Annotated in this window: 24 protein-coding genes; 5 read left to right on the top strand and 19 right to left on the bottom strand. The window is 67.3% G+C overall.

The features are described from left to right. The 5 genes from ACWDTP_RS15180 to ACWDTP_RS15160 form a co-directional block, all read right to left on the bottom strand. On the bottom strand, positions 1–534 hold a 534-nt coding region (locus ACWDTP_RS15180; protein WP_450021029.1), incomplete at its 3' end, for an MFS transporter. A 45-nt stretch (positions 535–579) separates the two neighbouring features. Then, complete coding sequence (locus ACWDTP_RS15175) at positions 580–915, bottom strand: DUF6385 domain-containing protein (RefSeq protein ID WP_450021027.1); 336 nt, start codon at positions 913–915, stop codon at positions 580–582. Next, positions 912–1,883, bottom strand: coding sequence for a DUF6772 family protein (locus ACWDTP_RS15170; protein ID WP_450021025.1), 972 nt, complete (start codon positions 1,881–1,883; stop codon positions 912–914). Before ACWDTP_RS15170 ends, ACWDTP_RS15175 begins: the two co-directional genes overlap by 4 nt. Next, the gene (gene uxuA, locus ACWDTP_RS15165; protein WP_450021023.1) at positions 1,880–3,103 is read right to left on the bottom strand and encodes a mannonate dehydratase; all 1,224 of its coding nucleotides are present in this window, start codon (positions 3,101–3,103) and stop codon (positions 1,880–1,882) included. Before uxuA ends, ACWDTP_RS15170 begins: the two co-directional genes overlap by 4 nt. A gap of 1 nt (position 3,104) precedes the next feature. Then, positions 3,105–3,830: a FadR/GntR family transcriptional regulator gene (locus ACWDTP_RS15160; protein ID WP_450021021.1), complete on the bottom strand. Its 726-nt coding sequence runs from the start codon at positions 3,828–3,830 to the stop codon at positions 3,105–3,107. Between the two features lie 191 nt (positions 3,831–4,021). Here ACWDTP_RS15160 and ACWDTP_RS15155 point away from each other — a divergent pair, with 191 nt between their 5' ends. Further along, complete coding sequence (locus tag ACWDTP_RS15155; protein ID WP_450021019.1) at positions 4,022–4,471, top strand: winged helix-turn-helix transcriptional regulator; 450 nt, start codon at positions 4,022–4,024, stop codon at positions 4,469–4,471. 12 nt (positions 4,472–4,483) lie between these two features. Here ACWDTP_RS15155 and ACWDTP_RS15150 read toward each other — a convergent pair whose 3' ends face one another. Genes ACWDTP_RS15150 through ACWDTP_RS15125 form a run of 6 tightly spaced genes read right to left on the bottom strand, consistent with a single transcriptional unit; the run spans position 4,484 to position 11,085 of the window. Beyond that, positions 4,484–5,572 (bottom strand): NADH:flavin oxidoreductase/NADH oxidase, encoded by a 1,089-nt coding sequence (locus tag ACWDTP_RS15150; RefSeq protein ID WP_450021017.1) that lies wholly within the window; start codon positions 5,570–5,572, stop codon positions 4,484–4,486. Next, positions 5,572–6,543 (bottom strand): amidohydrolase family protein, encoded by a 972-nt coding sequence (locus ACWDTP_RS15145; protein ID WP_450021015.1) that lies wholly within the window; start codon positions 6,541–6,543, stop codon positions 5,572–5,574. The genes ACWDTP_RS15150 and ACWDTP_RS15145 overlap by 1 nt, the downstream gene beginning before the upstream one ends. Then, complete coding sequence (locus ACWDTP_RS15140) at positions 6,540–6,977, bottom strand: hypothetical protein (protein WP_450021013.1); 438 nt, start codon at positions 6,975–6,977, stop codon at positions 6,540–6,542. The genes ACWDTP_RS15145 and ACWDTP_RS15140 overlap by 4 nt, the downstream gene beginning before the upstream one ends. 27 nt (positions 6,978–7,004) lie before the next feature. Further along, the gene (locus ACWDTP_RS15135; protein ID WP_450021011.1) at positions 7,005–8,195 is read right to left on the bottom strand and encodes an FAD binding domain-containing protein; all 1,191 of its coding nucleotides are present in this window, start codon (positions 8,193–8,195) and stop codon (positions 7,005–7,007) included. Continuing rightward, on the bottom strand, positions 8,192–9,547 hold the full coding sequence (locus tag ACWDTP_RS15130) for an MFS transporter (RefSeq protein WP_450021010.1): 1,356 nt from the start codon (positions 9,545–9,547) through the stop codon (positions 8,192–8,194). Before ACWDTP_RS15130 ends, ACWDTP_RS15135 begins: the two co-directional genes overlap by 4 nt. A gap of 29 nt (positions 9,548–9,576) precedes the next feature. After that, the gene (locus tag ACWDTP_RS15125; RefSeq protein WP_450021008.1) at positions 9,577–11,085 is read right to left on the bottom strand and encodes an aldehyde dehydrogenase; all 1,509 of its coding nucleotides are present in this window, start codon (positions 11,083–11,085) and stop codon (positions 9,577–9,579) included. A gap of 102 nt (positions 11,086–11,187) precedes the next feature. On the opposite strand from ACWDTP_RS15125, the gene ACWDTP_RS15120 reads away from it, so the two are divergent. Continuing rightward, positions 11,188–12,981, top strand: coding sequence for a helix-turn-helix domain-containing protein (locus tag ACWDTP_RS15120; protein ID WP_450021006.1), 1,794 nt, complete (start codon positions 11,188–11,190; stop codon positions 12,979–12,981). Here ACWDTP_RS15120 and ACWDTP_RS15115 read toward each other — a convergent pair. Next, positions 12,978–14,510 carry a serine hydrolase domain-containing protein gene (locus ACWDTP_RS15115; RefSeq protein ID WP_450021004.1) on the bottom strand — a complete coding sequence of 511 codons (1,533 nt, stop codon included), beginning with the start codon at positions 14,508–14,510 and terminating at the stop codon, positions 12,978–12,980. The genes ACWDTP_RS15120 and ACWDTP_RS15115 overlap by 4 nt on opposite strands. A gap of 189 nt (positions 14,511–14,699) precedes the next feature. Between ACWDTP_RS15115 and ACWDTP_RS15110 the strand changes: the two genes are divergently transcribed. Continuing rightward, entirely contained in the window at positions 14,700–16,340 is a 1,641-nt protein-coding gene (locus ACWDTP_RS15110) for a DUF222 domain-containing protein (RefSeq protein WP_450021002.1), read from the top strand. Positions 16,341–16,352: 12 nt separating this feature from the next. Here ACWDTP_RS15110 and ACWDTP_RS15105 read toward each other — a convergent pair whose 3' ends face one another. The 6 genes from ACWDTP_RS15105 to ACWDTP_RS15080 form a co-directional block, all read right to left on the bottom strand. Further along, positions 16,353–17,366, bottom strand: coding sequence for an NADPH:quinone reductase (locus tag ACWDTP_RS15105; protein WP_450021000.1), 1,014 nt, complete (start codon positions 17,364–17,366; stop codon positions 16,353–16,355). 66 nt (positions 17,367–17,432) lie between these two features. Beyond that, positions 17,433–17,987, bottom strand: coding sequence for a TetR/AcrR family transcriptional regulator (locus ACWDTP_RS15100; RefSeq protein WP_450020998.1), 555 nt, complete (start codon positions 17,985–17,987; stop codon positions 17,433–17,435). Between the two features lie 58 nt (positions 17,988–18,045). Beyond that, the gene (locus tag ACWDTP_RS15095) at positions 18,046–18,894 is read right to left on the bottom strand and encodes an oxidoreductase (protein ID WP_450020996.1); all 849 of its coding nucleotides are present in this window, start codon (positions 18,892–18,894) and stop codon (positions 18,046–18,048) included. Positions 18,895–18,981: 87 nt separating this feature from the next. Further along, positions 18,982–19,410, bottom strand: a complete 429-nt coding sequence (locus tag ACWDTP_RS15090) for a nitroreductase family deazaflavin-dependent oxidoreductase (RefSeq protein WP_450020994.1) — start codon at positions 19,408–19,410, stop codon at positions 18,982–18,984. Between the two features lie 66 nt (positions 19,411–19,476). Continuing rightward, the gene (locus ACWDTP_RS15085; protein ID WP_450020992.1) at positions 19,477–20,670 is read right to left on the bottom strand and encodes an aldose epimerase family protein; all 1,194 of its coding nucleotides are present in this window, start codon (positions 20,668–20,670) and stop codon (positions 19,477–19,479) included. Between the two features lie 43 nt (positions 20,671–20,713). Beyond that, positions 20,714–21,229, bottom strand: a complete 516-nt coding sequence (locus tag ACWDTP_RS15080; protein ID WP_450020990.1) for a MarR family winged helix-turn-helix transcriptional regulator — start codon at positions 21,227–21,229, stop codon at positions 20,714–20,716. Between the two features lie 44 nt (positions 21,230–21,273). Here ACWDTP_RS15080 and ACWDTP_RS15075 point away from each other — a divergent pair, with 44 nt between their 5' ends. Further along, positions 21,274–21,711, top strand: a complete 438-nt coding sequence (locus ACWDTP_RS15075; RefSeq protein ID WP_450020988.1) for a RidA family protein — start codon at positions 21,274–21,276, stop codon at positions 21,709–21,711. A gap of 14 nt (positions 21,712–21,725) precedes the next feature. Here ACWDTP_RS15075 and ACWDTP_RS15070 read toward each other — a convergent pair whose 3' ends face one another. After that, positions 21,726–22,751, bottom strand: a complete 1,026-nt coding sequence (locus ACWDTP_RS15070) for an alpha/beta fold hydrolase (protein ID WP_450020986.1) — start codon at positions 22,749–22,751, stop codon at positions 21,726–21,728. Between the two features lie 187 nt (positions 22,752–22,938). Between ACWDTP_RS15070 and ACWDTP_RS15065 the strand changes: the two genes are divergently transcribed. Beyond that, positions 22,939–23,427, top strand: coding sequence for a universal stress protein (locus ACWDTP_RS15065; protein ID WP_450020984.1), 489 nt, complete (start codon positions 22,939–22,941; stop codon positions 23,425–23,427).

The raw sequence follows: 23,427 nt of genomic DNA, 5'->3' as shown, positions 1-23,427 counted from the left end.
GAGTTCTTCGCGGGTGGTGACGGCGGTGATCACCATGAAGATACCGGTGGCGAGAAGTGCCCCCAATGCGTTTCCCGCGCCGGGGATGCTGGCGTTGAGACCCCTGGACCGGTTCGGCGAATGTTCGGCCGCCAGCAGCGTGGCACCCGCGTACTCCCCACCGGCCCCGAGCCCCTGCAGGATCCGCAGGACGACGAGCAGTATCGGTGCCCACATTCCGATCGCGTCGAAGCTCGGCAACGCACCGATCAATGTGGAGGCCATACCCATGAGAAGCAGTGTCAGAAACAGCATTTGGCGACGACCGACACGGTCGCCCAGCATGCCGATGATGATCCCACCGACGGGGCGGGCGAAAAATCCCACCGCGAAGGTGGCGAACGAGGCCAGTGTTGCCACCAGCGGATCCTGGGACGAGAAGAACACGGCAGGAAACACCAGGGCGCTTGCCGTGCTGTAAATGGAGAAGTCGTACCACTCCAACGAGGTACCGACCGTCGAGGCGACGGTCGGATGGTTGATTCGTAGCTTCATGCACCCTCCCGGGGACGTGGATCTGACATACCCGACGCGGCCGGACTAACCCTTGAGGGCGAGGCGGACGGTAATCGTCGAACTGGAAGGTTCGCCTGCGGAATCGTGAACGGTGCCGGCGAGTCTCAAGAATCCGCCGAAGTGGCGGACGCGGACGAAATCGTGTGCAGATCCGGTCAGGCACACGGTGGTGCCTTCATCGATCCATCGAATACCGTCGGGACTGATCTGCACCCGCAGATCGACCTTGGCGGGTGCCTCGGCCTCGGTGAATACGAAGAAGATCGCTTCGTCCGCCCAGCCGGCCTCGAAGGGATGGGTTTCCACGGTGGCGTCGAAGGTCTGGCGGAGCTCGACCACGGAGGTATTGAACGATTTCATCGTGCGTGCCCGTCTGCGAGTAGCCCAGCGGTGCGGGCCTCTTCGGTGGTCGCCGTGGAGATCAGCACGGAGTCGAGAAACAGACTGACCCGGCGGTCGGTGTCGCTCTCGACGAAGAAGACCGGGTTGAGCAGACCCTGGATGTTGGCATACGGGGGCGCCCAGGTGGGATGGGCGCCCGGCGGGAAGGTCAGCCCGCGATTGTGCGCGGTGAAATCCACATACTCGCGTTGCTCGACATCCACCGTCAGCGACAGGCGCATCCAGTTGAGCTTGTCGTCGGATTCGTTGTAGACGAGGTGTTGATCTCCGTCGGGGAACCACGTTGTGGCGGAGGTGGATCCGTCGGGGCGCCGCGAACCGAACCACTGTGGGTCGACACCCACCTGGTGCCAGCCGGCGTTCCCATAGTTCCACTCCTCGTGGGTATCGGATGTTTCGCTGTAGTACTGCCAGTGCCGGACGGGTTGTCCCCCAATGGAATTGACGTACCGTACGCCGGGCATGTACCGGTGAAGGTCGTCTTGCAGGTCGATGAATAGCCCGAACGCTCGTACGTCGTTCACGCCGAGCCCGGGACGGTCCTGTTCGGCCTTATAGGCAAGGGTGCTCTCGACCCGCACAAGACGGGCGTCGGCGGGGATCGTGAGTCGTTTGATGCCCAAACCCATACTTCCCGGCGCGGGCGGTTGGTCGGCGGGGGCTGCTGCGGCGCGGCTGGAGATTTTCAGCGAGTACGTTCCGTGCGCCGACCCGTGGGTGCCGCCGAAAGCGAAGGTCGCCGAGCTGAGCATGACCGGACCCCAGTGAATCAGGTCGACCTCGTCGGAATGGGCGCGAAAGTCCGGGCCGACGAAGTTGGGCCGCAAGTCCAACCAGCCGTTCATCCCGGTGTCGAAATCGTCAGCCGCGACGACCGTGGGCAGTGGGCGGTAGGTGGCGAAAGTTGTTGGCAGAGTGCCGATCATATTTGTAGGGCTCCGTGGGTAGCGGGACTGGTGCTCTGGAGCACGGGTGCGAGCAGACGACTGACGGCGAGTTCGACGCCGCGCAGCTCGGCCAGGCCTTTCATCCTGCCGATGAGCGAGTAGCCCGGCCTGGTTGCGCGGTGCTGGTCATCGAGCATCTGATGCCCGTGATCGGGGCGCATGGGAATGGCCGGGCCGGCGTATGCGGCCCGGCGCCGTTCCTCCTGGACGAGTGCGGCCACCACGCCGACCATGTCGACATCGCCGTCGATATGATCGGCCTCGTAGAAGGATTTGGGGTTGGCTTCACGGCGGGTCGAGCGCAGGTGCACGAAATAGATGCGCTGCGCGAACTTCTCGGCCATGGCGGGCAGGTCGTTGTCGGGGTGCACCCCGTAGGAGCCGGTGCAGAGGGTCAAGCCGTTCGCCGGAGAGGGTGCGGCCCGCAGAATCCACTCGACGTCGTCCGCGGTCGATACGATGCGAGGCAGCCCGAGCAGGGGTCGCGGCGGATCGTCCGGGTGGATCGCCAACCGGACGCCGACCGCCTCCGCCACCGGCACAACCGCACGCAGGAACACCCCGAGGTTCTCCCGCAGGGCAGCGGCGTCGACGCCGCGGTACAGGGCAAGCCGGTCCTTGAGCTCGCTCATTCCGTAGTGCGCGTCAGCGCCGGGCAGTCCCGCGACGATCGTGTGAACCAAGGCGGCACGGCCGGCATCGTCGAGTTGATCGGCGTGCCGGCGGGCGCGGGCGATCTCCTCGGCCGTGTAGTCGGCGTCGGCGCCCTCGCGGCGCAAGACGAAGAGGTCGAACGCCGCGAACGCGTCGGCATCGAACCGCAGTGCCCAGGTCCCGTCCGCCAAGGGGTGGGCGAGGTCGGTACGGGTCCAGTCCAGGACCGGCATGAAGTTGTAGCAGACGGTCCTCAGGCCGCACGCCGCGAGATTGCGCAGGGTCTGCGCCCATACGGCGGTCGCCTCGGCGGCCTCAGGGCTGGCGAGCTTGATCGCGTCGGGGACGGGTATCGACTCGACGACCGACCACCTCAAGCCCGCGCTCTCGATCGAGCGGCGGCGCTCGGTGATCGCTTCGATCGACCAGACCTGCCCGATCGGCACCTCATGCAGGGCGGTGACGACACCCGTGGCACCGGTTTGCCGAATGTCGGCCAGGGTGACGGGATCGGCTGGGCCGAACCACCGCCAGGTGTGCTCCATGTTAGCGGGATTCTCCTTGCGTCACTTGGGTCGACGGCTGCTGTGCCGCCGCGGAAACCAATTCGGCAATGTGTGCCTGCGCCTCGCTGATGTGGGCGTGTGCGGTCGCCAGGGCGAGTTCACGGTCATGGGTCTCAAGAGCGCGAACCAGATTCTCGTGCTCGCGGCGGGTCCGGTCCGGCACGGAGTCTCGGGTGACCGCTTGCCACATCGATCGCCAAGCACCGCCGTTGGTGAGGCCGGCCGACACACCTACGATGAACGCGTTGCCGCTGGCCGCGAGAATCGCCTGGTGGAACTGTGAATCGAGCTGGGCGTAGGCCACCGGATCGTCGACCGTCTCCATTTCCTCATAGAGGCGCCGGACGACGGCGGCCTGCTCCGCGGTGGCGCGCTCGGCGGCGAGTGCGGTGCCCGCGGGTTCGACGATCCGGCGGAATTCGGCCAGTTCGACCGCCGATTCCAGCCCGAGAAACCCGTCACCATGGGTCAGCTGTCCGAGCAGGTCGCTGGGGTTCAGCGCGGTTACGTAGGTGCCCGAACCATGTTTGGTCCGAAGCACTCCGGTCAGTTCGAGAGCTCGGATCGCCTCACGCAGCGCACCACGCGATACGCCGATCTCAGCGGCGAGTTCGATCTCCCGGGGCAGCTTGCTGTTGCGGGCGTAGCGCCCGGAGCTGATCCGGTTACGAATCTCCTCGATCGCGATGCGACTTGCGGCCGCCATGGGACCACCTCCGCAAATAGGTACTACCTGTTCTCTGGCAATAAGGCTTCCACATGTCCCGAATCCTCGTCAACACCCGATCAAGCGCGACGATCGCTCAGAAGGTCAGATAAGAGGTACTACCTCTTATCGTCCGGCGGTGTCTCACCTCGATGACAGAAACATAGCCAGGGGCCGTAGAATAAGCAGTTGTGGCACACAAGAACGTCGATGAATGGAGCTGCTCGGTCGCCAGAAGTCTTGCAGTTCTAGGTGAACGGTGGACCTTGCTCATTCTGCGGGAGGCGCTGCTGGGCACCACCAGATTCGCAGATTTCCAAGCCAATCTGGGCGTCGGCCCGGATATGCTGTCGGACCGGCTGTCCACGCTGGTCGAGTACGGGGTGCTGACCAAGCAGACCTACCAGGAACCCGGCCAGCGCCCGCGTCCCGAGTACCGCCTCACCCCGGCCGGGCGCGAATTGCATGTTGTCATCGGAGCGTTGCAGCAGTGGGGCGACGACAACCTGCCCCGACCGCAAGGCCCCACCATGGTGCGCCGGGCGCGGCGTACCGACCGCCCGGTGCACGTCGCGTTCATCGACGACCTCGGTTACGAGGTCCCCGCCGACGATGTCGCCACCATCTCCACCGGCAACTAGCTCAGGCTCATCTCACGTGAAGGCACGGGAGTACTGCGGCGGGTGGGGGAGCGCGACCCCGCGGCCTTGCGCGGCGTCGCGGACCCAATTGGGATTGCGCAGCAGCGCGCGGGCCAGGAACACCGCGTCGGCCTCACCGCCGGTGATGATCGCCTCGGCCTGTTCGGCCTCGGTGATCAGCCCGACCGATGCGGTGGGGATGTCGGCCTCGGCGCGGACCCGTTTGGCGAACGGCACCTGATAGCCGGGAAACACCGGGATCCTGGCGTCGGGAACCGCGCCGCCGGTGGAGACGTCGATGAGGTCGACCCCCACCTTCTTCAGCTCCGTGGTGAGCGCGACGGTGTCCGCGGCGGTCCAGCCCGGGCGCGGATCGTCGGTGTCCCCGGCCAGCCAGTCGGTCGCCGATACCCGGAAGAACAACGGCAGGTGGTCCGGCCACGCATCGCGTACCGCGGTGGCGACTTCCAGCGCGAAGCGCATCCGATTACCGAGCGCCCCGCCGTACTCGTCGGTGCGCGCGTTGGACTGCGGAGACAGGAACTGGTGGATGAGATACCCGTGGGCACCGTGGATTTCGAGCACCCGGAATCCGGCTGCGGCGGCTCGGCGGGCCGCATCGGCGAAGGCCCGCACGATGCCCTCGATCTCGGCCCGGCCCAGCTCGTCGGGGGCCGCAAGGCGTCCGAACGCTATCGGGCTGGGACCCACCGTCGACCAGGTCTGCGGTTCGCGGTCGGGGTCCGGCCACGGCCGGCCGGTGGAGCCTTTCCGGCCGGCGTGTACGAGCTGGATGCCCGGAACAGCTCCGTGCGCCGAGATGAAGCGGGTCAATCGCGCGAACCCGGCAATCTGCGTGTCATTCCACAGCCCGAGGTCGTAGCCGCTACTGCGGCCGACGGGATCCACGGCGGTCGCCTCCACCATGGCCAAGGCCACGCCGCCGACCACCCGTGCCCCGAAATGCTGTAGGTGCCAATCGCCGGGCGTGCCGGCCTCCGGGCCGTCGACGACGGCGGAGAACTGCATCATCGGCGACATCCAGGCCCGGTGGGCGAATGTGACGTCACGCAGGGTCAGCGGGGTGAAGAGACCGGGCATCAGCTCATCCTCAGGAATTCTCGTGCGGCGCGGATCAACGCGTCCTCGTCGGGTCCGTGTTTGACGGCGAACCGCACCGGGTCGGGCTCGGCCATGTCGAACGGGTAGTCGCTACCGCACACGACCTTGTCCACGCCCGCGATCGTGCAGAGCAGTTCCAGTTGTGGTGCGTCATGCGTGACGGTGTCGAAGTACAGATCGCGGATCACCTCGGAGGGAGGCCGTACGCTCGCACCCCCAGCGTCGGCCCGGGCCCGCCAGCCGTGATCCCACCGCCCGAGCAGCCCGGGTGCGCAGCCGCCACCGTGCAGGAAGCAGATGCGCAGCGTGGCCAGCTCGTCCTTGAGGCCGCTCAGCACCAGATTCGCTACCGCCGTGGCAGTTTCGACGGGATTGCCGATGAGGTTGGCCAGATAGTAGTCCGTCCATTCCGGTCGCCCGATCTGCATCGGGTGCACCAGCACAGCGAGGTCGAGTCGCGCGGCCTCGGACACGATGTGCCGCAGCGTGCCCTTGTCCAGCGACCCGCCGTCGACCACCGGTGGGATGGCGATCCCGACGATGCCGTCGGCGTCTCGCAGCGCGGTCAACTGGGTCGTGACCTGTTCCGGAGCGCTCAGGCTCACGACGCCCAGGCCCAGCAGCTTTCCGTCGTCCCGGGCGACGACGTCGGCCAGCGCCGCGTTGTACTCCCGGGCATATTCGGCTCCGTCACCGTTAAGCGGAAACGCGAACGGGGGCGCCGAAAGCACGCGGACGCCGACCCCGGCGCGGCTCATATCCTCGATGATGGCGGCCTCGTCGCTCATCGCCCCGGTGGCGATGGACAACGGCAGATCACCCAGATACAACTGCCCGTCCCGATCGTTCATCGGTCCGTAGGGTGCACCGGGTGGCAGGCCGAACAGTTGGCGGGGAAGCCAGTGCGCGTGGACGTCGACGACACCCCGCGACGATGCTCCGGTGCTCACCGCGTGACGTCCAGGGCGGCGTTGTCACTGTCGAGATGCTCGACGGTGGTGAAGACCAGCTCGGTGTCGCCGATGTTCTCGATGTCGTGCAGCAGGAATTCGCCTGGCCCGAAGTGGAAGTGGCGGGTCTCGCCGGCCCGGTAGGACACTTCACGGACGGTGCCGTCGTGGGTGTGCTGGCGGCTGGTACCGGCATTGACCGCGGTCCAGAAATAGTCCAGCACATGCCGGTGCGCGTGCCAGCGCTCACCGGGGGCCAACCGGATCTCCCAGACCCGCACCCGCGAATCCTCACTGAGCAACCGGGATCCGACGTTCCCGTCGAAGGCATGCTCGGTGAATTCGGTCTTGAGCCACGCGGGCCAGCTCTCGAAGTCGGTGGCCACCAGTTCGCCGGCGAGCGGTAGCTCGGTCAGGTAGTTGTTGTCGGTCATGGTCGAATTCCTCTCCTATTTCGGGGTTCAGTGTCCGGGACCGTAGAGTCCGAAACGCAGGTCGGGATCACCGGGTGTCCACGTGTTGTGGAACTGTGAGCGTTCGCCCATATCCACCACCCGGCGCAGCAGGGTGTCGCTGAGCTGCAGCTGGGCCGGCTCCCACTTGGACAGTGCCGACACGATGTCGCCGGACGCGGTGGACAGCGCTTCGGCCAGGGCCCAGGCGTCGGCGGCGGCCTTGGCGGTCCCGGCCGCGGCATGCGGCCGCGACGCGGATGCGGCATCCCCGATCAGCGCGGCCCTGCCCAGCGCCATCCGCGAGGATCGCACGTCGGACAGTACCTGCAGGTAGGGCTGCTCGGTGGCGGAGACCACCTCGGCCACGGCGGGCGGCAGCTGCGTGGTGGCCGCGGCCCGCAGTTCGTCGACGAAGCGGTCCTGCACCTGTCCCGGATGAACCGAGACCGATCCGGCGAATCCCCGTTTGTCGATCAGTATTTCGCTGAGCTCGGGACCGGCGGGCACATTGCGGTACCAGACGTAGTTCATCAGGCGGTCGGCCTCGTCGATGCTGTCCTCACCGGGGATCGGGTACATGGTGATGTGCGAGTTCGGGATCACGGTGTAGGTGATGGCGTCGCCGAGTACCGCGCGGGTCGGTGCGGTCAGTCTCGACAGCGCGACGGTGCCGCGCCAGCCGACGTAACCGGAGTAGACGAGTTTGGCGGCGGGATCGAAGTGTTCGCGGGCCGGGGAGGTGATGCCGTCGGCGAATACGACGAGGTCGGCGCGGGCCGTCGCGCCACTGACAAACCGGACCGTCACGGTGTCGGCGTCTTGGCTGAAACCGCAGGCGAATTCCCCGTAGTGATAGTGCTCGGCGCCGAAGTCGGCGAGCAGGGCGCGGTAGAAGGTGCCCCAGGAGGTGTAGGTCCACCTGGCGGGTTCGCGGTGCACGACGGCGCCGCTGGGGTCGAGATACTGCACGTAGGCGGTGGAAGTCTGCAGGTCGGCCAGATCCTGGCGACTGCGTTCGGCGAACCAGCGCACGGTGTCGGGCTGCAAGACGATGCCGCTGCCGCGCCCGTCCAGCGGGACCGGGGTGCGTTCGTAGACATCGACGTGAAACCCGAGGTCGCGCAACAGCAGGGCGGTCGTCAACCCTCCGATGGAACCTCCGACGACGATGGCCGAAGCGGTTGAGTATCCGGTCATGACGCGCTCTTTTCGCTCAGCGGGGTGGTGTCGTCGAGTGCATGGTCCACCGGCAAGGGGTCGCCCCGGGTTTCGCGGGCGAACCCGAGGCCGATCACCGCGATCAGGCCGATCGCCGACACCGAGGCCGTGGCGATGCCGAGGTTGCCGTCGAACCAGGATGAGGCGATTACGCCCGCGGTGAGTGGTCCGAGCGCGGTGATGTAACGGCCGACGCTGTTGCAGACCGCGAGGGCGGTCGCCCGCACGCTGGGCGGGAACAGTTCCGGACCGTAGATGAACGTGCCGGACAGGGCACCGAACAATCCGAAGCCCAGAATGGGCATGGCGACGAGCATTTCACCGTGGCTGCGGTCGACCGGAAACGCCCACGCGATGGTGGCCGCCGATACCGCGAAGCTGATCAGGAAGGCCTTCTTACGCCCGATGGCGTCGGCGACGAAACCCCATGCCGCGTAACCGATGATGCCGCCGGCGTTGAAGAGCATCGCGGCCATGGCCACCCGGTGGTCGGCCACCTCCTTCGGGAGACCGTCGGCGGTGGTCAGCTGCCGGATGATCTGCGGGTACCAGGTCGACACACTCCAGAACGAGACGAGGGCTCCGGTGGCCAGGGCGGTGCACACGAGCATGGGGTGCAACAGCGGCGGGCTGAACAGGCGCCGCAGCACGAACCGGTCGTGGTCCCGGGTGCGGCCGAGCGCCTTTCGCTCCTTTCGTGCCTGCAGATGGGCGCCGATCTCGGGCGGTTCGGGTACGTAGCGGCGGATGAACCACACCACAAGGGCCGGGATGCCGGCGAGCAGCATCATGGCGCGCCAGCCGTGATCGCCGAGCAGCGCGTATGCCGCGGCCGCCATGAAGAATCCGGCCGCATAGCCAGCCATCATGACCCCACCGGCGCGGGCCCGGAAGCGGTTGCGCCAGGTCTCGGCGATCAGGGCCGCGCCCACCGGCGCTTCGACACCCGATCCGAGACCGGCGATGAACCGCAGTATGCCGAGTTGCCACCAGGTTTCGGCGAGAAACGCCAGCGCGCTGAAGACCGCGTAGGTGAGGATGCCCACCGACAGCACCCGGGTGCGGCCGAAATAGTCGGCGAGCACGCCGAACAGGATGCCGCCGGTCGCCCAGCCGATGAGGAACAGCGCGACGGTCATCCCGCCGTAGAAGCCGATCGCGGCGCCGTCGATGGCGATGCCGCTGTTGGGTAGCAGCTCGCTCATGGCGGGCCCGAGGACGAGGACGTAGAGGCTGCCTGCGAAACCGTCAAGGCCCCAGCCCAGGGTGGTGCCCGCCAGCACGAGCCATTGTGTTCGGGTGATGTCGTGATACCAACGTCCTGCGGACATGGTCAGCCTTTCCAGTGTCGGGACGAGTGTCAGTTGAGGCGGCGCTGCGGTTGGTCGCCGTACCAGTCGACGTGGTCGGCCGCGGTCCGCACGACGATCGTCTTGATCCACGAGAAATCGTCGAATGATTCGGTGCCCGCGTCTTTTCCGGAGCCCGATTCCTTGATGCCGCCCCATGGCAGGGACGGTTCGAGCCGGTGGTGGTCGTTGACCCAGACCATGCCGGCGTTGATGTCGGCCGCGATGCGGTGTGCGCGGCCGAGGTCGGTGGTCCAGACCCCGGCGCCGAGTCCGTAGGGATTGTCGTTGGCCATGGCGACCGCGTCGCGCTCATCGTCGAACGGGATGACCACCGCCACCGGCCCGAAGATCTCCTCCCTGGCAACCGTCATATCCATGGTGGCGTCGGACAGCACCGTGGGCGAGAGGAAGAACCCGTTGTCGAACGGTCTTGGTAGGGAGGGTTTCTGGTCCCCGGTCCTGAGCGTGGCACCCTCGTCGACCCCGGTCTGGATCAAGGTGGTGACCTTGTCCCGTTGCCGGGCGCTGATCAGCGGACCCATCTGGGTACCGGGCAGCGCGGGATCGCCGAGCCGAATGGCTTGTGCGCGTGCGCTGAGCGCGTCGACGAAGTCGTCGTAAACGCCGCGCTGCACCAGGAACCGGGAGCCGGCGACGCAGGACTGGCCCGCGGCGACGAACGCCGCGAACGCCGCGCCCTCGGCGGCGATGACGGGATCGACATCGTCGAACAGCACCACGGGTGTCTTGCCGCCGAGTTCGGCGGTGATGCGGGCGAACCGGGACGCCGTCGCGATCGCCGCGGACCGGCCGGCCTCGGTCCCGCCGGTGAGGGTGATCTTGGCGATGTCGGGGTGGCCGGTGAGCCGTTGACCGGCCGCGCGTGCGCCCGTGACCACGTTGAGCACACCGTCCGGCAGCCCGGCGTCGGCGAGGATGCCGGCCAGGGCGAGGGTTGTCAGTGGTGTCAGCTCGGACGGTTTGACCACCACGGTGTTGCCGTTGGCGAGCGCGGCGGACAGGCTGCGCGCCAGGATCAGCATCGGATGGTTGAACGGGGTGATGATGCCGCACACGCCCAGCGGCAGGCGCTGCTGATAGGTGAGGTAGGGGCCGTCACCGGGCAGCACGGCCTGGCGCTGGGCGGCCAGCAGACCGGCGTTGTACCGGAACCACTCCGGTACCCGGGACAGCTGCGCGCGGGTCTCGGTGATCGGCCGGCCGTTGTTCTGGGCCTCCAGGGTGTAGAGCCGCTCGCCGGCATCCTCGATCGCATCGGCGATGCGCAGCAGCAGCCGGGCCCGCTCGCTGCGGACCATGCTCGGCCACGGTCCGGCCTCGAACGCTTGGCGTGCGGTGGCCACCGCAATGTCGACATCGCCCTCGCCCTGCTCGGGCACGGTCGCGATCACCTCGCCGGTGGCCGGGTTGAGGATGTCGCGGAACTGGCCGGGCTGCGGTGCCGAAGCCGGGATGTCGAACGAGGCCGGTGAAACGGCGGGTGAGGCAGAGGTCATGGATATGAGTGTCATCACGGCGTCACGGGTGTTCAATGTTTGTGTAGACATACTTGATCGCGATCGATGTGCGGTCAGACATAACCGATGGGGACTGCGAACGTGACGACAGCTGCGGGCCAGGAACGGCCCGGTGCGGAACTGGTGACGTGGCTGGCCGCCTTACGCACCCTCAGCGCGCAAGCCGGCGCCGAAACCGATCTGGCCGATGTGCTCTGTCTGGTCGCCGATACGGCACGCACACTGTTGGGTTTCGACTTCTGCGGTGTCCTCATTCCCGACGCGGGCGCCGACCGGCTGGTGGTGCAGGGATGGAGCGGTCTGTCGGAGGCCTACGTCCGGCGGGTCAACTCCGACCGGCCGATCCGGCTCGACAGCGGTTCCCCGTCGACGCGTGCCTTCCATCGCGGCGAGCCGGTGGCCATCCGGGATGTCCGGACCGAACCCGAGTTCGCGCTATGGGCCGGCGTGGCGCGCGACCAGGGATACCGGGCCGTCGTCGCGGTGCCGCTGATCGCGGGTACCGAAGTGCTCGGGACCCTCAACGGCTACTACGCACCCGTGCACACCTTCACCCGGTTCGAGATCGAGCGGATGATCCTGTTGGCCAACCACGCGGCCATCGCGGTCACCTCGGCACGCCGGCTCGACGAGCTGCGCGGGCTCACCGACTCATTGCGCGAACAGCGCGATGCGCTGGCACGTTCGGAACAGATCCACGAACGACTGCTCACGGTCACCTTGCGTTCCGGCGGCATCAGCGGCATCGCCGCCGCGTTGAGCGATCTGATCGGCCGGCCGGTGCTCATCGACGACTCCCGCCAGGTCGAGATCGCCCGCTCCGGCCAAGACGTCGACTTCCCCACGGTCGCAACGCGTTCGGCCGCCTCGGACAGCGATGTCGCGGGACCCTCGACAGTCGTCGAGGTGATCGACGTCGACGGCACGGTGCCGGGATGGCTGGTCGGGCGGGTACGGCTGGGCAGCGAGGTGGCCGCCCGGATCTGGCTCCCCGGAGACCTCGATTCGCTTGACCCCCTTCAGGTTCGCGCTGTCGAGCATGCCTGCGTCGTCGTTTCGGTGGAGCTGTTGCGTGAGCAGTCCGCGGCCGAGGTGGAGCGGCGGTTGCGCGGGGAGTTGCTGGCCGAAGTGCTGACCAACAGCGGACCGCTGCCGCATCGGTTGTTGGAGCGGGCGCAACGGCTGGGCCACGACCTGACCGTGGCCCATATCGCGATCGTCGCCGCGCTGACCGGCCCCGGCGAGGCATCGGTAGGCCGCGCCTGGCAGCGCGCGTTGGCGGTGGTGACGGAGCTGGCCTCCGGGTATCAGCCCCGGCCGCTGGTGGCGATGCACGGTGGCGCCCTGGTCGCATTGTGGCCCGACGACGGCGACGGTGACGCGGCACCGGGCATCACGGTCCAGCGCGCGATGGCGCGTCTGGCACCGGGCGTAACCGCGACCGCCGCCGTCTCGGCCCACACGGCCGACTACGCCGAGGCCTACCAGATCGCCAAGGCAGTGTTGGATATCGCACTGCGGGCCGGCCGGGTCGACACCGTGGTCGCTCTCGACGATCTCGGCATCGTCGGACTGCTTCTCCAACTTGATGATCCGGCTAAACTGACGGCTTTCGCCGATCGCACGCTTGGCCCGATCGTCGACTATGACACCGCCCACCGCACCGAGCTGCTGTCGACGTTGCGCACCTATTTCGCGTGCAGGCAGGACCGTCATGCGACCGCCAAGACCCTGCTGGTCCATCCCAACACCGTCGCGCAGCGGTTGCGACGCATCGAGCACCTGTGCGGTCTCGACCTGGCCGATCCGGCGACCACCACTCAGTTTTCGTCGGCCCTGACGGTGCACGACATCGCCGCGTCGCCTTCGGGCTAGTTGCCGTACAGGTGCAACGCCCGGGCCGCCACGGTGGCGATGTCACCGCTGAGCTTGGCGATGGGTGGGCCGCCGGGCTGGTGGATCACGTTCGCCAGGACCACCACGTAGGTGTCTGAGGCCGGGTCCATCCACAGCGTGACGCCGGTGAAACCGGTGTGGCCGAAGCTGCCGACCGGAAAGACCATGCCGCGCGGCCGGGACTGGCCGGTGTCGATATCCCAGCCAAAGCCGCGCAGGTCTTGTCCACTGATCGCCGGATAGTGCGGTGCGAGTAGGGGATCGGTGGTGTTGGGGGCGTTGTCGACGGCATCGTGGGTGGCGTGGTTGGCGGCCTCCAGTTGGGCGGTGTTGTGCCCGGGCTGCTGCGGCGTCGTCGCCAGTTCCAGGGTCGGTTGCGTCAGCGGAAACGGGCTCGGCCGCCCGGCGAGGCGGTCGAGGAGGGCCTGCGCATAGCTGCCGACGTCCTGCGCTGTGGAGAACACCCCGGCACTTCCGGCCACGCCACCCATCCGCCGTGCCGTCGGGTCATGGACGGTGCCGCGAAGCAGCTGACCGTAGTCGGGGTTGAGGCCCGGCGTGTCGCCGTCGTGTGCGGTCGGGGCGATCCGCGCCAACAGTTCGGTGCTCCAGGTACCCGCCGGGCATTGGCCTTGACCGGTTGCCTTGTGATCGAAAGCGATTGCGGTACCGCGAATCTGGTGTGGGCCGCACGCCCTGGTCGCGGGAAGATAGCGGGTGTCGGCCATGCCCAGCGGGGCGAAGACGTGCTCGGGCACGTAGGTATCCAGCGCCTCGCCGGTGATCTTCTCGACCAGAGCGCCGAGGATGATGAAGTTGATATCGGAGTAGTGGAACCCCGCACCGGGCTCCGTGACCACCCACGCACCGAGCGCACGGTGAACACCTTCGGGCTTGTCGGCCTTGTCCAGCCCCCACGGCCCGTCCAGGCTCAAATCTCCGGCGATGCCGGACGTATGGGTGAGCAACATGCGCAGCGTCACCCGGGCCCGTCGCGGGTCATTCGCCGGGTTGAACTCGGGCAGATAATTCTGCACCGGATCGTCGATCTGGACCTTGCCCTGTTCGTACAGTTGCAGAAACGCCACGGTAGTCGCGAGGCCCTTCGTCAGCGACGCGAGATCGAAGATGGTGTCCTCGGTCATCGGCTCGGCCGGCGCGGGTGACCCGTCCAGTCCCGGTTCCCCGGCGAGCTTGCGTGAGCCGAAGGCCTGGCGGAAGACGATATTGCCGGCGTGCCCGACCTGAACCACCGCGCCGGGCAGCCGATGTGCCGCAATCGCATCGTTCACCAGCCGGGCGACCGGAGTGAAATCGCCCTCGGGGACCACTTCGGCAGTTGTCGGTTTCGGCATGGTTGGTCTCGGCACGGCTGGTGCCGAAGTGCCGGCGGTGGGCGGTGGTTGCACCGCCTGCCCGCACGACGTGGCTGCGGCAACGGCAAGCACGGCGGCTCCTGCGGCGCAGACCCGGGTGACGCGCGACATGGGCGCTGACTTCGACTGCATCAGATCAAGATTGACATCCCGCTCGTACACCGCGCCAGCCGGCCGCGCCGGACACTGCCGCGACACGCTCCTACCATGTGGCACTGACATTTTGGGTGTGGTGGGTGGGGTTGTGCACAGTGTCGGGTTCATCCCCAGATCGGCTGGTGGTGGTGGCGTCGGGGGTGTGGTTGGACGAGAATCGAAAGGGTGTTCGATGTTCAGTTGGCTGCGGTTGCTGCGGCGCGTAGTCCTGGTGAGGGGGTGCGGGCGTGTGCGGTGTTGGAGAACGCGGCGTGTGCGGCGCGGCTGGGGCATATGGCCGACATGCTTGCCGAGGCGTATGCCGCGGATGGGTCGGCTGAGCGTGAGCAGTGGCGGTTGGATAATTGGAGCGCGGTTTGTGTGCGGATCGGAGCTGCTCACGCGGTGACGAGTGGGGTGGCCAGTGGGTTGTTGACCGATGCGGTGATGTTGCGGGAGCGGTTGCCGAGGGTGGCGGCGGTGTTCGCTGCGGGTGGTATCGGGTATCGGTTGGTGCATCTGATCTGTAGTCGCACGATGTTGGTCAAGGACGCTGACGCGTTGCGGGCGTTGGATGCCGACCTGGCGGGGTTGGTGGCGTCGGTGGGGGCGATGTCGGTGGATCAGGCCGAGAAGGATGTCGACGTGTTGGTGTTGCGTCATGATCGGTTCGCGGTGCGTCGTAGTCAGGTCCGTAGTCGTGCGCGTCGCGTCGAGGTGTTTGTGGATGATGCGTCGGGGACGGGGTATCTGGAGGCCACGATGTCGGTGGCTGATGCGCATGCTGTGGATGAGCGTGCTGACGCGTTGGCGCGCACGGTGTGTGCTCGTGATCCTCGTGATGTTGATGAGCGGCGGTCGGCGGCGTTGGGGGCGATGGGGTTCGGGTGGGATCGGTTGCCGTGTTTGTGTGAGTCGGCGGATTGTGATGCGGCGGCCAGGCCGGCGGTGGGTGGGATCGTCATTCATATGGTGGCCCGCCAGGACGCCGTCGAGGCCGCCACGACCTCCGCCGAGGCCGAGCCGGTTCCAGCACCCGCCGCTGAGGCCGAGCCGGCTGACGGCCCTGCCGAGTCGGTTCCAGCACCCGCCGCCGCAGCCGAACCGGATGTGGTGCCGACGGGTGATCTTGTCGCGCAGCGCCGGGCATTGGTGGGCGCTTCGCCGAAACTGCTGCCCAAACCCTGGTACACCTACACCTGGTCGGGGCTGCTGGCGGCGTTGAACACCGACCGCGGGGAATGGTGTCCCGCGGGGCCGGGTGTGGTTCTGGGCGGTGCGGTGGTGCCGGCGCCGGTGGTGGCCCAGGCCGCGATGCACGCCAGGATCCGCACCATCGTCCATCCCGGTCAGGCACCACCCGAACCGCGCTACCGGCCCTCGGTCGGGCTCGCGGAGTTTGTCCGGTGCCGGGATCGAACGTGTCGTTTTCCGGGCTGCACGCGCCCGGTCACCGTCACCGATATCGACCACACCATCCCCTACCCGTGGGGGCCGACGGCGGCCTCCAACCTGGTGTGTCTGTGTCGTGAACACCACCTTCTGAAGACATTTTGGCCGGGCTGGTCGAGCGAGCAGTCCTGCGATGGCACGATCGTGTGGACCGACCCCGACGGCCGCACCCACACCACTGTTCCCGGCAGTCGGCTGCTGTTCCCCGAATTATGCGCTCCGACAGCCCCAGTCACGACATCGGGCAGACCACCACCCAAACACCCCGCCGGGCTGGGCATGCCCCGACGCCGCGTCACACGCGACCACGACCGCCGCCAACGCATCGACGACGAACGACGCCGCAACGTCGCCGACAGTGACGGTCCCACCTGACGGCGCCAGGGATCACCGAACGTCGATCAGCACCTTCCCCGTCACGCCACTCTGCACGGCGTCGTGCGCCGCGGCGGTCTCCTCCAGCGAAAAGCGGTGCAGCGGAAGGCCGGCCGCGTCGCCCACGGCGAGTGCGCCGGCGCCGGCCGCCGCGGACACGTCCTCCCTGCCGTTGGCCAGAGCGTGTTCGCCGACGGTGTACAGCAGGATGAACTGGTAACGCGTGTTGGCCGTCATCTGTTGGAAGAGGTTGAGCACCACTTCGTCGCCACCGTCGTTGGCGTACACCGCGATCGTTGCGCGGGGAGAGACGACCGCGGCATTCAGCGCCGCGTTCTGAGCCGGCGCCACTTCCACCACCAGATCGACACCATCCGGTGCGATGGCCGAGATGGCCGCTGCGGCGTCGCCGGTCTTGTAGTTGACCACGTGGTGCGCGCCCGCCGCGGCCGCCAATGCGCCCTTCTCGGGCCCGCTGACCGTGGCGATCACCGTTGCCCCCGCCCAACGGGCCAGCTGAATCGCGGCGTGCCCCACGGCCCCCGCTCCGCCGGCGACGAGAACCGTCGCGCCATCGAGTGCGCCCGGATACAGCCGGTCGGGCCAGTCTTCGGAGACAGTCAGCGCGCGGTGCGCGGTCATGGCAGGCACCCCCAGGCTCGCGCCCACCTCGAAGCTCGCGCCCTCGGGCAGTGCGACCACCCGGGCCGACGGAAGCACCACGTACTCCTGCGCGGTGCCGGTGGCACCGTCCGCCCGGGACAGATACAGCCACACCCGGTCCCCGACGGACAGGTCGGGTACGTCAGGGCCGACCGCGTCGACGATGCCCGCTCCGTCCTGGTTGGGCACCACTTCGGCGAAGTCGGACGCCGGGCCGACGCCGGCCCCCGCTCGATGTTTCCAGTCGGTGGGGTTCACCCCGGAAAACACCACCCGCACCCGCACTTCACCCGGTCCCGGCTCGCCCGGCTCGCGGTCCCGGAGCACGAGTACCGAGGAGTCACCGGTCTGGCTGTAGGTCATCGCTTTCACCCACGGCGCAACGCACGTGGATCCGGCAATGTTCCGGGCGGTCACGGTGCCGCGAGGTCAGCGGGCCGCTCGATGCCAGATTTCGGTGCAGGCCTTCCTGGCCCTGGTCAATTCGGCCTTCGAGATCCGCGAGCCCTGATAGAAGCTGCGCTCGATCATCCAGCACAAGGCCCGCGCCAGGTCGGCGGTGTCGGGACTGTCCCCGCGTGTCGTCGAGCCCATGTGCCGCAGAATCTCGGCGATGGCGTCGATGAAGATATCGGCGGTGTCGGTCCACAGCGTGTCGATCTCGGGCACCGACGACGCCAGGTCGATCGCGGCACGCATCACCACCCCGTGCTCGCGCCACAACTCCTCGGTCCGGACCATGGTCTCGTCGATGGCCTGCTCACCGCGTGCGGCGTCGAGCGCGGCCGAGCGCGACTTCTCCCGCAGCGCGTCCACGGTGCGGGCGACCAGTGCGGTGATGACCTCCTGTTTGGACCCGAAATAGAAGTACAGCGCGCCCCGCGTGATCCCCGCGCCCGCGGCGATGTCGGCGATCGTCATGGCTTCGTAGCCGTGCTCGTCCAGCAGTCGCTCGGCGGTGTCGAGAATGGCCAGCTCGCGCATATCCCCTTTTCGGGGTGTGGCGGCCCGTCGCCGGGTGGGTTTCTGCGGGCCCGGCATCTCAGCCGGCGGCGATCTGCCGGCCGTCAGGGAAATCTGTTGTCCGAGACAGTGGTTCCCACGTGGCGATCTCCTGATCGACGGCCTGCCGCGCGGTGGCGATGAGCCGCAGGGCATCGGATCCCAGGACCAGATGTCGTGGCGGATCGGCCGATTCGAGGACCTGCAACACCGCGGCGGCGGCCTTGGCGGGATCACCGAGTTGATTCCCGCTCGCCTGCAGCCGAGCTTCCCGGATGGGCGTGAAGACCTCGTCGTAATCGGCGATGGATCTGTCGGCGCGTCTCATCGACCTGCCCGCCCAGTCGGTGCGGAACGAACCCGGCTCGATCGCGGTGACGTGGATGCCGAATCCGGCGACCTCTTTGCCCAGGCTCTCCAGCAGGCCCTCGAGCGCGAACTTGCTGCCGCAGTACGCGGTCAGGCCGGCCGGGGCCATCAAGCCCCCCATCGACGTCACCGCCATGAGGTGACCGCCGCGGCGTTCACGCATGAAGGGCAGGGCAGCCTGAAGCGTGGCCGCCACCCCGAACACGTTGGTCTCGAACTGGGCCCGCAACTCGCTCAGGGGCGTCTCCTCGAAGATGCCCTCCAGCCCATAGCCGGCGTTGGCGATCACCGCATCGAGGTGACCGACCGCCGACTCGACGTCCGCGACCGTGTCGAATACGGCCCGCTCATCGGTCACGTCGAGCAGCCGACCGTGGGCGCCGGGCCCTAGCGCTTCGAATGCGTCGAGGTCTTCGCGCCGGCGGACCGTGCCGACGACGGTGTGACCGGCGCCCAGCGCGCCCTCGGCGAACGCGCGCCCCAGGCCGCTGCTCACCCCCGTGATCAGAATGGTTTTCACCCGGCGAGCCTAACACCAAAATCGACACAGTGCATATTAATCCTGACGGAGTGCAGATTAATGGGTGACAGTTGTGATGGCCCAGGGTCAGCTGTCGGTGCGTTGCAGTTCGAACACCGGAATCAGCCGGGTTGTCTTGCGTTGGTAGTCGCCGAACTGAGGCTCCACGACGGTCTGCTTGGCGTAGATGTCGGCGCGTTCGTCCCCGGCGAGCAGGCGAGCGGTCACCGGGAAGCTCTCCGACCCCAACTCCACGACGGTGTCCGGGTTGGCCACCAGGTTGTGATACCAGTCGGGGTTGGTATCGGCGCCGCCCTTGCTCGCGAAGATGAAGATGCGACGCCCATCGAGGTACGGCACCAACGGGGCAATCCGCTCGACGCCCGACTTGGCTCCCACATGGTGGACCAATACCAGCGGCTTACCTTCGAACATGCCGCTCGCCTTACCACCCGTCTCGCGGAACTCGGTGATGACCGCGCGATTCATGGCGTCAAAATCGATGGCATCTGACATGGCTGCATGCTCCTGTTCGTTGCGAGGGTCTCTCGTCCTCAGCAGGTAGCGGGCAGCCGGTATTCCCTATTCGGTGCCGAAGGCGAACACCGTCTTCGAGTCGTAGGCCTGTCCGGGGTTGACGGTGGTGGACGGGAAATTCGGACGGTTCGGCGAATCGGGGAAGTGCTGGGTCTCCATGGTGAACCCCGCCCCCTGTCGATAGATGTGACCGCTGGTGCCCGTGAACGCGCCTTCGATGAAGTTGGAGGTGTAGACCTGAACGCCGGGCTCGGTGGTGGAGACGGTCAGGGTGCGGCCGGTCTTGGGGTCGGTGGCCTTGGCCGCCTGCACCAGCCCGGAATCGTTGCCCCGGTTGATTACCCAGTTGTGGTCGTAGCCGTGGGCCAGCAGCAGTTGCGGATCGTTGGCGGTGATGTGCGCGCCGATCGCGGTCGGTGCCGTGAAATCGAACGGTGTGCCCTTCACCGGGGCGATCTGGCCGGTCGGGATCTGCGTCGAATCGGTCGGGGTGTAGGAGTCGGCGTTGATGGTCAAGTCCTGGTCGTAGACGTTGAGCGCGTCCTCCCCGGCCAGGTTGAAGTAGGTGTGGTTGGTCAGGTTCACGACGGTCGGCGCGTCGGTGGTCGCGTGGTAGTCGATGTGCAGCTCGTTGGACGGGGTGACGGTGTAGGTGACCGTGGTGGTCAGCGTCCCGGGATAGCCCATCTCGCCGGCCGGGCTGACGTATTGCAGCTTCAGCCCGGCGCCGTCGTCGCCGCTCTGCGGGCTGGCCTGCCACACCTTGCTGTCGAACCCCGCGGTGCCGCCGTGCAGGCTGTTGCCGTTGTTGTTGATCGGGACGTGATGCTCGGCGCCGTTGAGGGCGAAGGTGCCCTTGGCGATCCGGTTGCCGTACCGGCCGATGATGGCACCGAAGTAGGTCTTGGCGTCGCCGGTGTTGTTCAGGTAGCCCTCGAGGGTGGGGAAGCCGAGCGTCACGTTGCCGGCCTGACCGTCCCGGTCGGGCACCTCGATGGATTGGATGGTGCCGCCGTAGCTGAGGATGCGCACCCGCATGCCGTTCCCGCTGTCGAGCGTGTAGCGGTCCACCGGCGCCGTACCCACCTGACCGAACGGCTCACTGGTGATCGACGGTTTGCCCGCCGGCGCTGAGGCGCTTGGTGTTTCCGTGGTCTCGGGCGGGCTGCCGGTACCGCACGCCGTCAATCCCGCGACTCCCGCGACGGCGATCAACTGCATCATCGTTCTCCCACGCATAGCGCCCCCTTGCGCTCGTATTCGATTCGGCTGCACCAGGACGCTACTCGGGTGTGACGTCCGATGGCCGCCCATTCCGGGGGTGGGTCGGCTTGGCGAAGTCGCGCGGTACCACCCGCAGTTTGGCCGCGATCCGGGTGAGGGCCTGCCTGTCGGTCGCCGTGAGCGGGTCGAGCACGGACTCACGCACCGAGCGCAGGTGGACCGGTGCGGCCTCGACGACCAGGCGGTGGCCGACGTCGGTGAGGGCCGCGATGGTGTACCGGCCGTCGTCGGGATCGGGCGATCGGGTCACCCAGCCGCGCAGTTCGAACCGCTTGACGACATTCGACAGTCGCGACAGCGAGCCGTTGGCGAGGAATGCCAACTCGCTCATGCGGATTCGCCGGTCGGGCGCCTCGGAGACATGGCTCAGCACCAGGTACTCGAACAGGGTCAGGTCCACCTGCCGCAGCGGCGACTCCAGCTTGCCGGGCAGTAGCAGCATCAGGGAGACCAGGCCCGTCCAGGCGTCCTTCTCCTCCGGGGTCAGCCACTGGGGTTCGTCGGTGTGTGCCATGGCATGAGTTTACGCGTGAAGTCATCTCGTGGTAGATTCACTTCATGCATGAAGTGACTAAGACGAGCGGTCCGGAGTTCTTCGCCACGCCCGGATACGGCGAACAACAGCTGACCAGAATGCATTACAGCCAGGCTGTGCGGGTCGGTGACCGCATCGAGACGTCCGGCCAGGGAGGCTGGGACGACGACTGGAACTTCCCCGAGTCGCTCGAAGCGGAGATCGTGCAGGCGTTCGACAACGTCGAGCGCACCCTCGCGACCGCCGGGGCGAGTTGGCCGGACGTGATCGCGGTGAACTCCTACCACGTCGCGAGCGAGGCCGACACGATCGCCGGTGCGCACAATGCCGTGATGGTCGAACAGTTCCGCAAACGCATGCCGGACCGCGCACCGATCTGGACCGAGACCGGCGTTACCGCGCTCGGCGCCCGCGGGATGCGGGTCGAGATCCGCGTCGTCGCCATCGCGAATGCCGGTTGAGCCCGGGCGACGTGTCAGCTCCCGGTGACGCGGTCGCAGAAGGCGCCGATGACCGAGACCGCTTCTTCGGCGGCCTCGAACGGCCAGAAGTGTCCGCTGTCGAACAGGTGGACGCCGCTGCCGTGCGGTAGCGCTCCGAGGACTCCGGGGTCCTGGTAGAACTCGCGTGGCTGGATCGGGTCGTCGGCTCCCTGCAGCATCAGTACCGGAGCCTGCCATGCGTCGATCAGCCTGCTGCGCCGGTCGACCCACTCCTGCCGGAAGGAGGAGGAGTGGAAGTAGCGCGGAACCGCCGAGGCGATCCCCGGATGACTGAACTCCTCGATTGTCCGCAGCAGATCGCGGTGTTCGACCGGCCGTTCGGCCAGCCAGCTGTAGGCGGTGGTGACGAACCGGCGCGCATCGGTGAGCAGCGTCGGCGCGTCCGGTGAGGTGAAGAGCTGCTCCTGTGGATGCAGCGTCGGATGCAGATGCCAGAAGTGTTGCTGCCCACGGCCGTACCCGAGCACCCTGGCGCCGTGCCGCGCGACCAGATGGTCGGCGACCGGGGTGCCGCGATCGTGGGTGATGACGGTGTAGCGGCCGACGCCGAGAGTGTCCAACAGGGCCCCGAGCTGGTCGGCCACCCCGGACTGCCGGTAATCACCGGTGCGCTTGTCCGATTGCCCGTACCCCTTCAAATCGACTGCCAGGCAATGGTATCGGTCTGCCAGCCCGTCGAGCACATAGTGCCACTGCCACCACGAGTCGGGGACGCCGTGCACAAAGACCACGGTCGGATTGCCGGTATCGCCGGCCTCCACGATGTGCCACCGGACCGTTTCGCTGTCACCCGGCGCATCGACGAATCGATGAACCGCCGTCACCCGGTCGAGTTGCTCGACCTGGCCGTCGTGGTTGGCCTCGGGCGCGCCGGTTGCCGCGAGCTCTGCGGCGAGGGTTTCGGCGGCCGCGAACACGGCGAGCCCGTCCTCGCTGTTCCCGAGACCGGCGGCGACGCGCTCTGGGGGTGGGGTGTAGGACAACTCGATGGTCTTCACGTCTCTCCTCGTGGTTTTTAGTGATGAAATCGTCACATACGATGGTTTCGTCAGTCAATAGTTCTGATGAAATCGTCAGAAATGGTCGGGTCGGCCGGCGCCATCCCGCGGAGAATGCGAACCGCGCGCGTTCAGCGTCCCGTGGGCGCTAATGTCTTGACGTCGTCGTAACCGCAGGGAGGCAGCGATGGGTGGCTATCGGACGGTGATCGTCGGAACCGACGGTTCGGCCTCGGCGATGCAGGCGGTCGAGCGGGCGGGCACGGTCGCGGCGCAGGAGAACGCGAAGCTGATCGTCGCGACCGCACATTTCCATCACACCGAGAAGGGCGGCTGGTCCCGACCGCCCGCACCCGACCAGGTGATCGACCGTCGCGCCGAGGACGCTCTCGGCCGCGAGGGCTACCGGATGCACGGCGACGCAGGTGTTTACGAGATTCTTCGCGAGGCCAGGGCCAGGGCCTGGGCCGCCGGGGCCCGTGACATCGAAGAACGGGCCGTGGTCGGCGCTCCGGTCGAGGCGCTGATCACGCTGGCCAAGGACGTCAAGGCGGACCTGTTGGTGGTCGGCGACGTGGGGCTGGACTCGGTCGCCGGACGACTGTTGGGCTCGGTGCCCGCCGACGTCGCGCGCAAGGCCAAGATCGACATCCTGATTGTGCACACCGCCAGCTGA

This window comes from Mycobacterium sp. NPDC003449, assembly GCF_053588415.1.
Note: the sequence above shows the minus strand (reverse complement) of the source record. Positions and strands in the feature narration are given on the sequence as shown.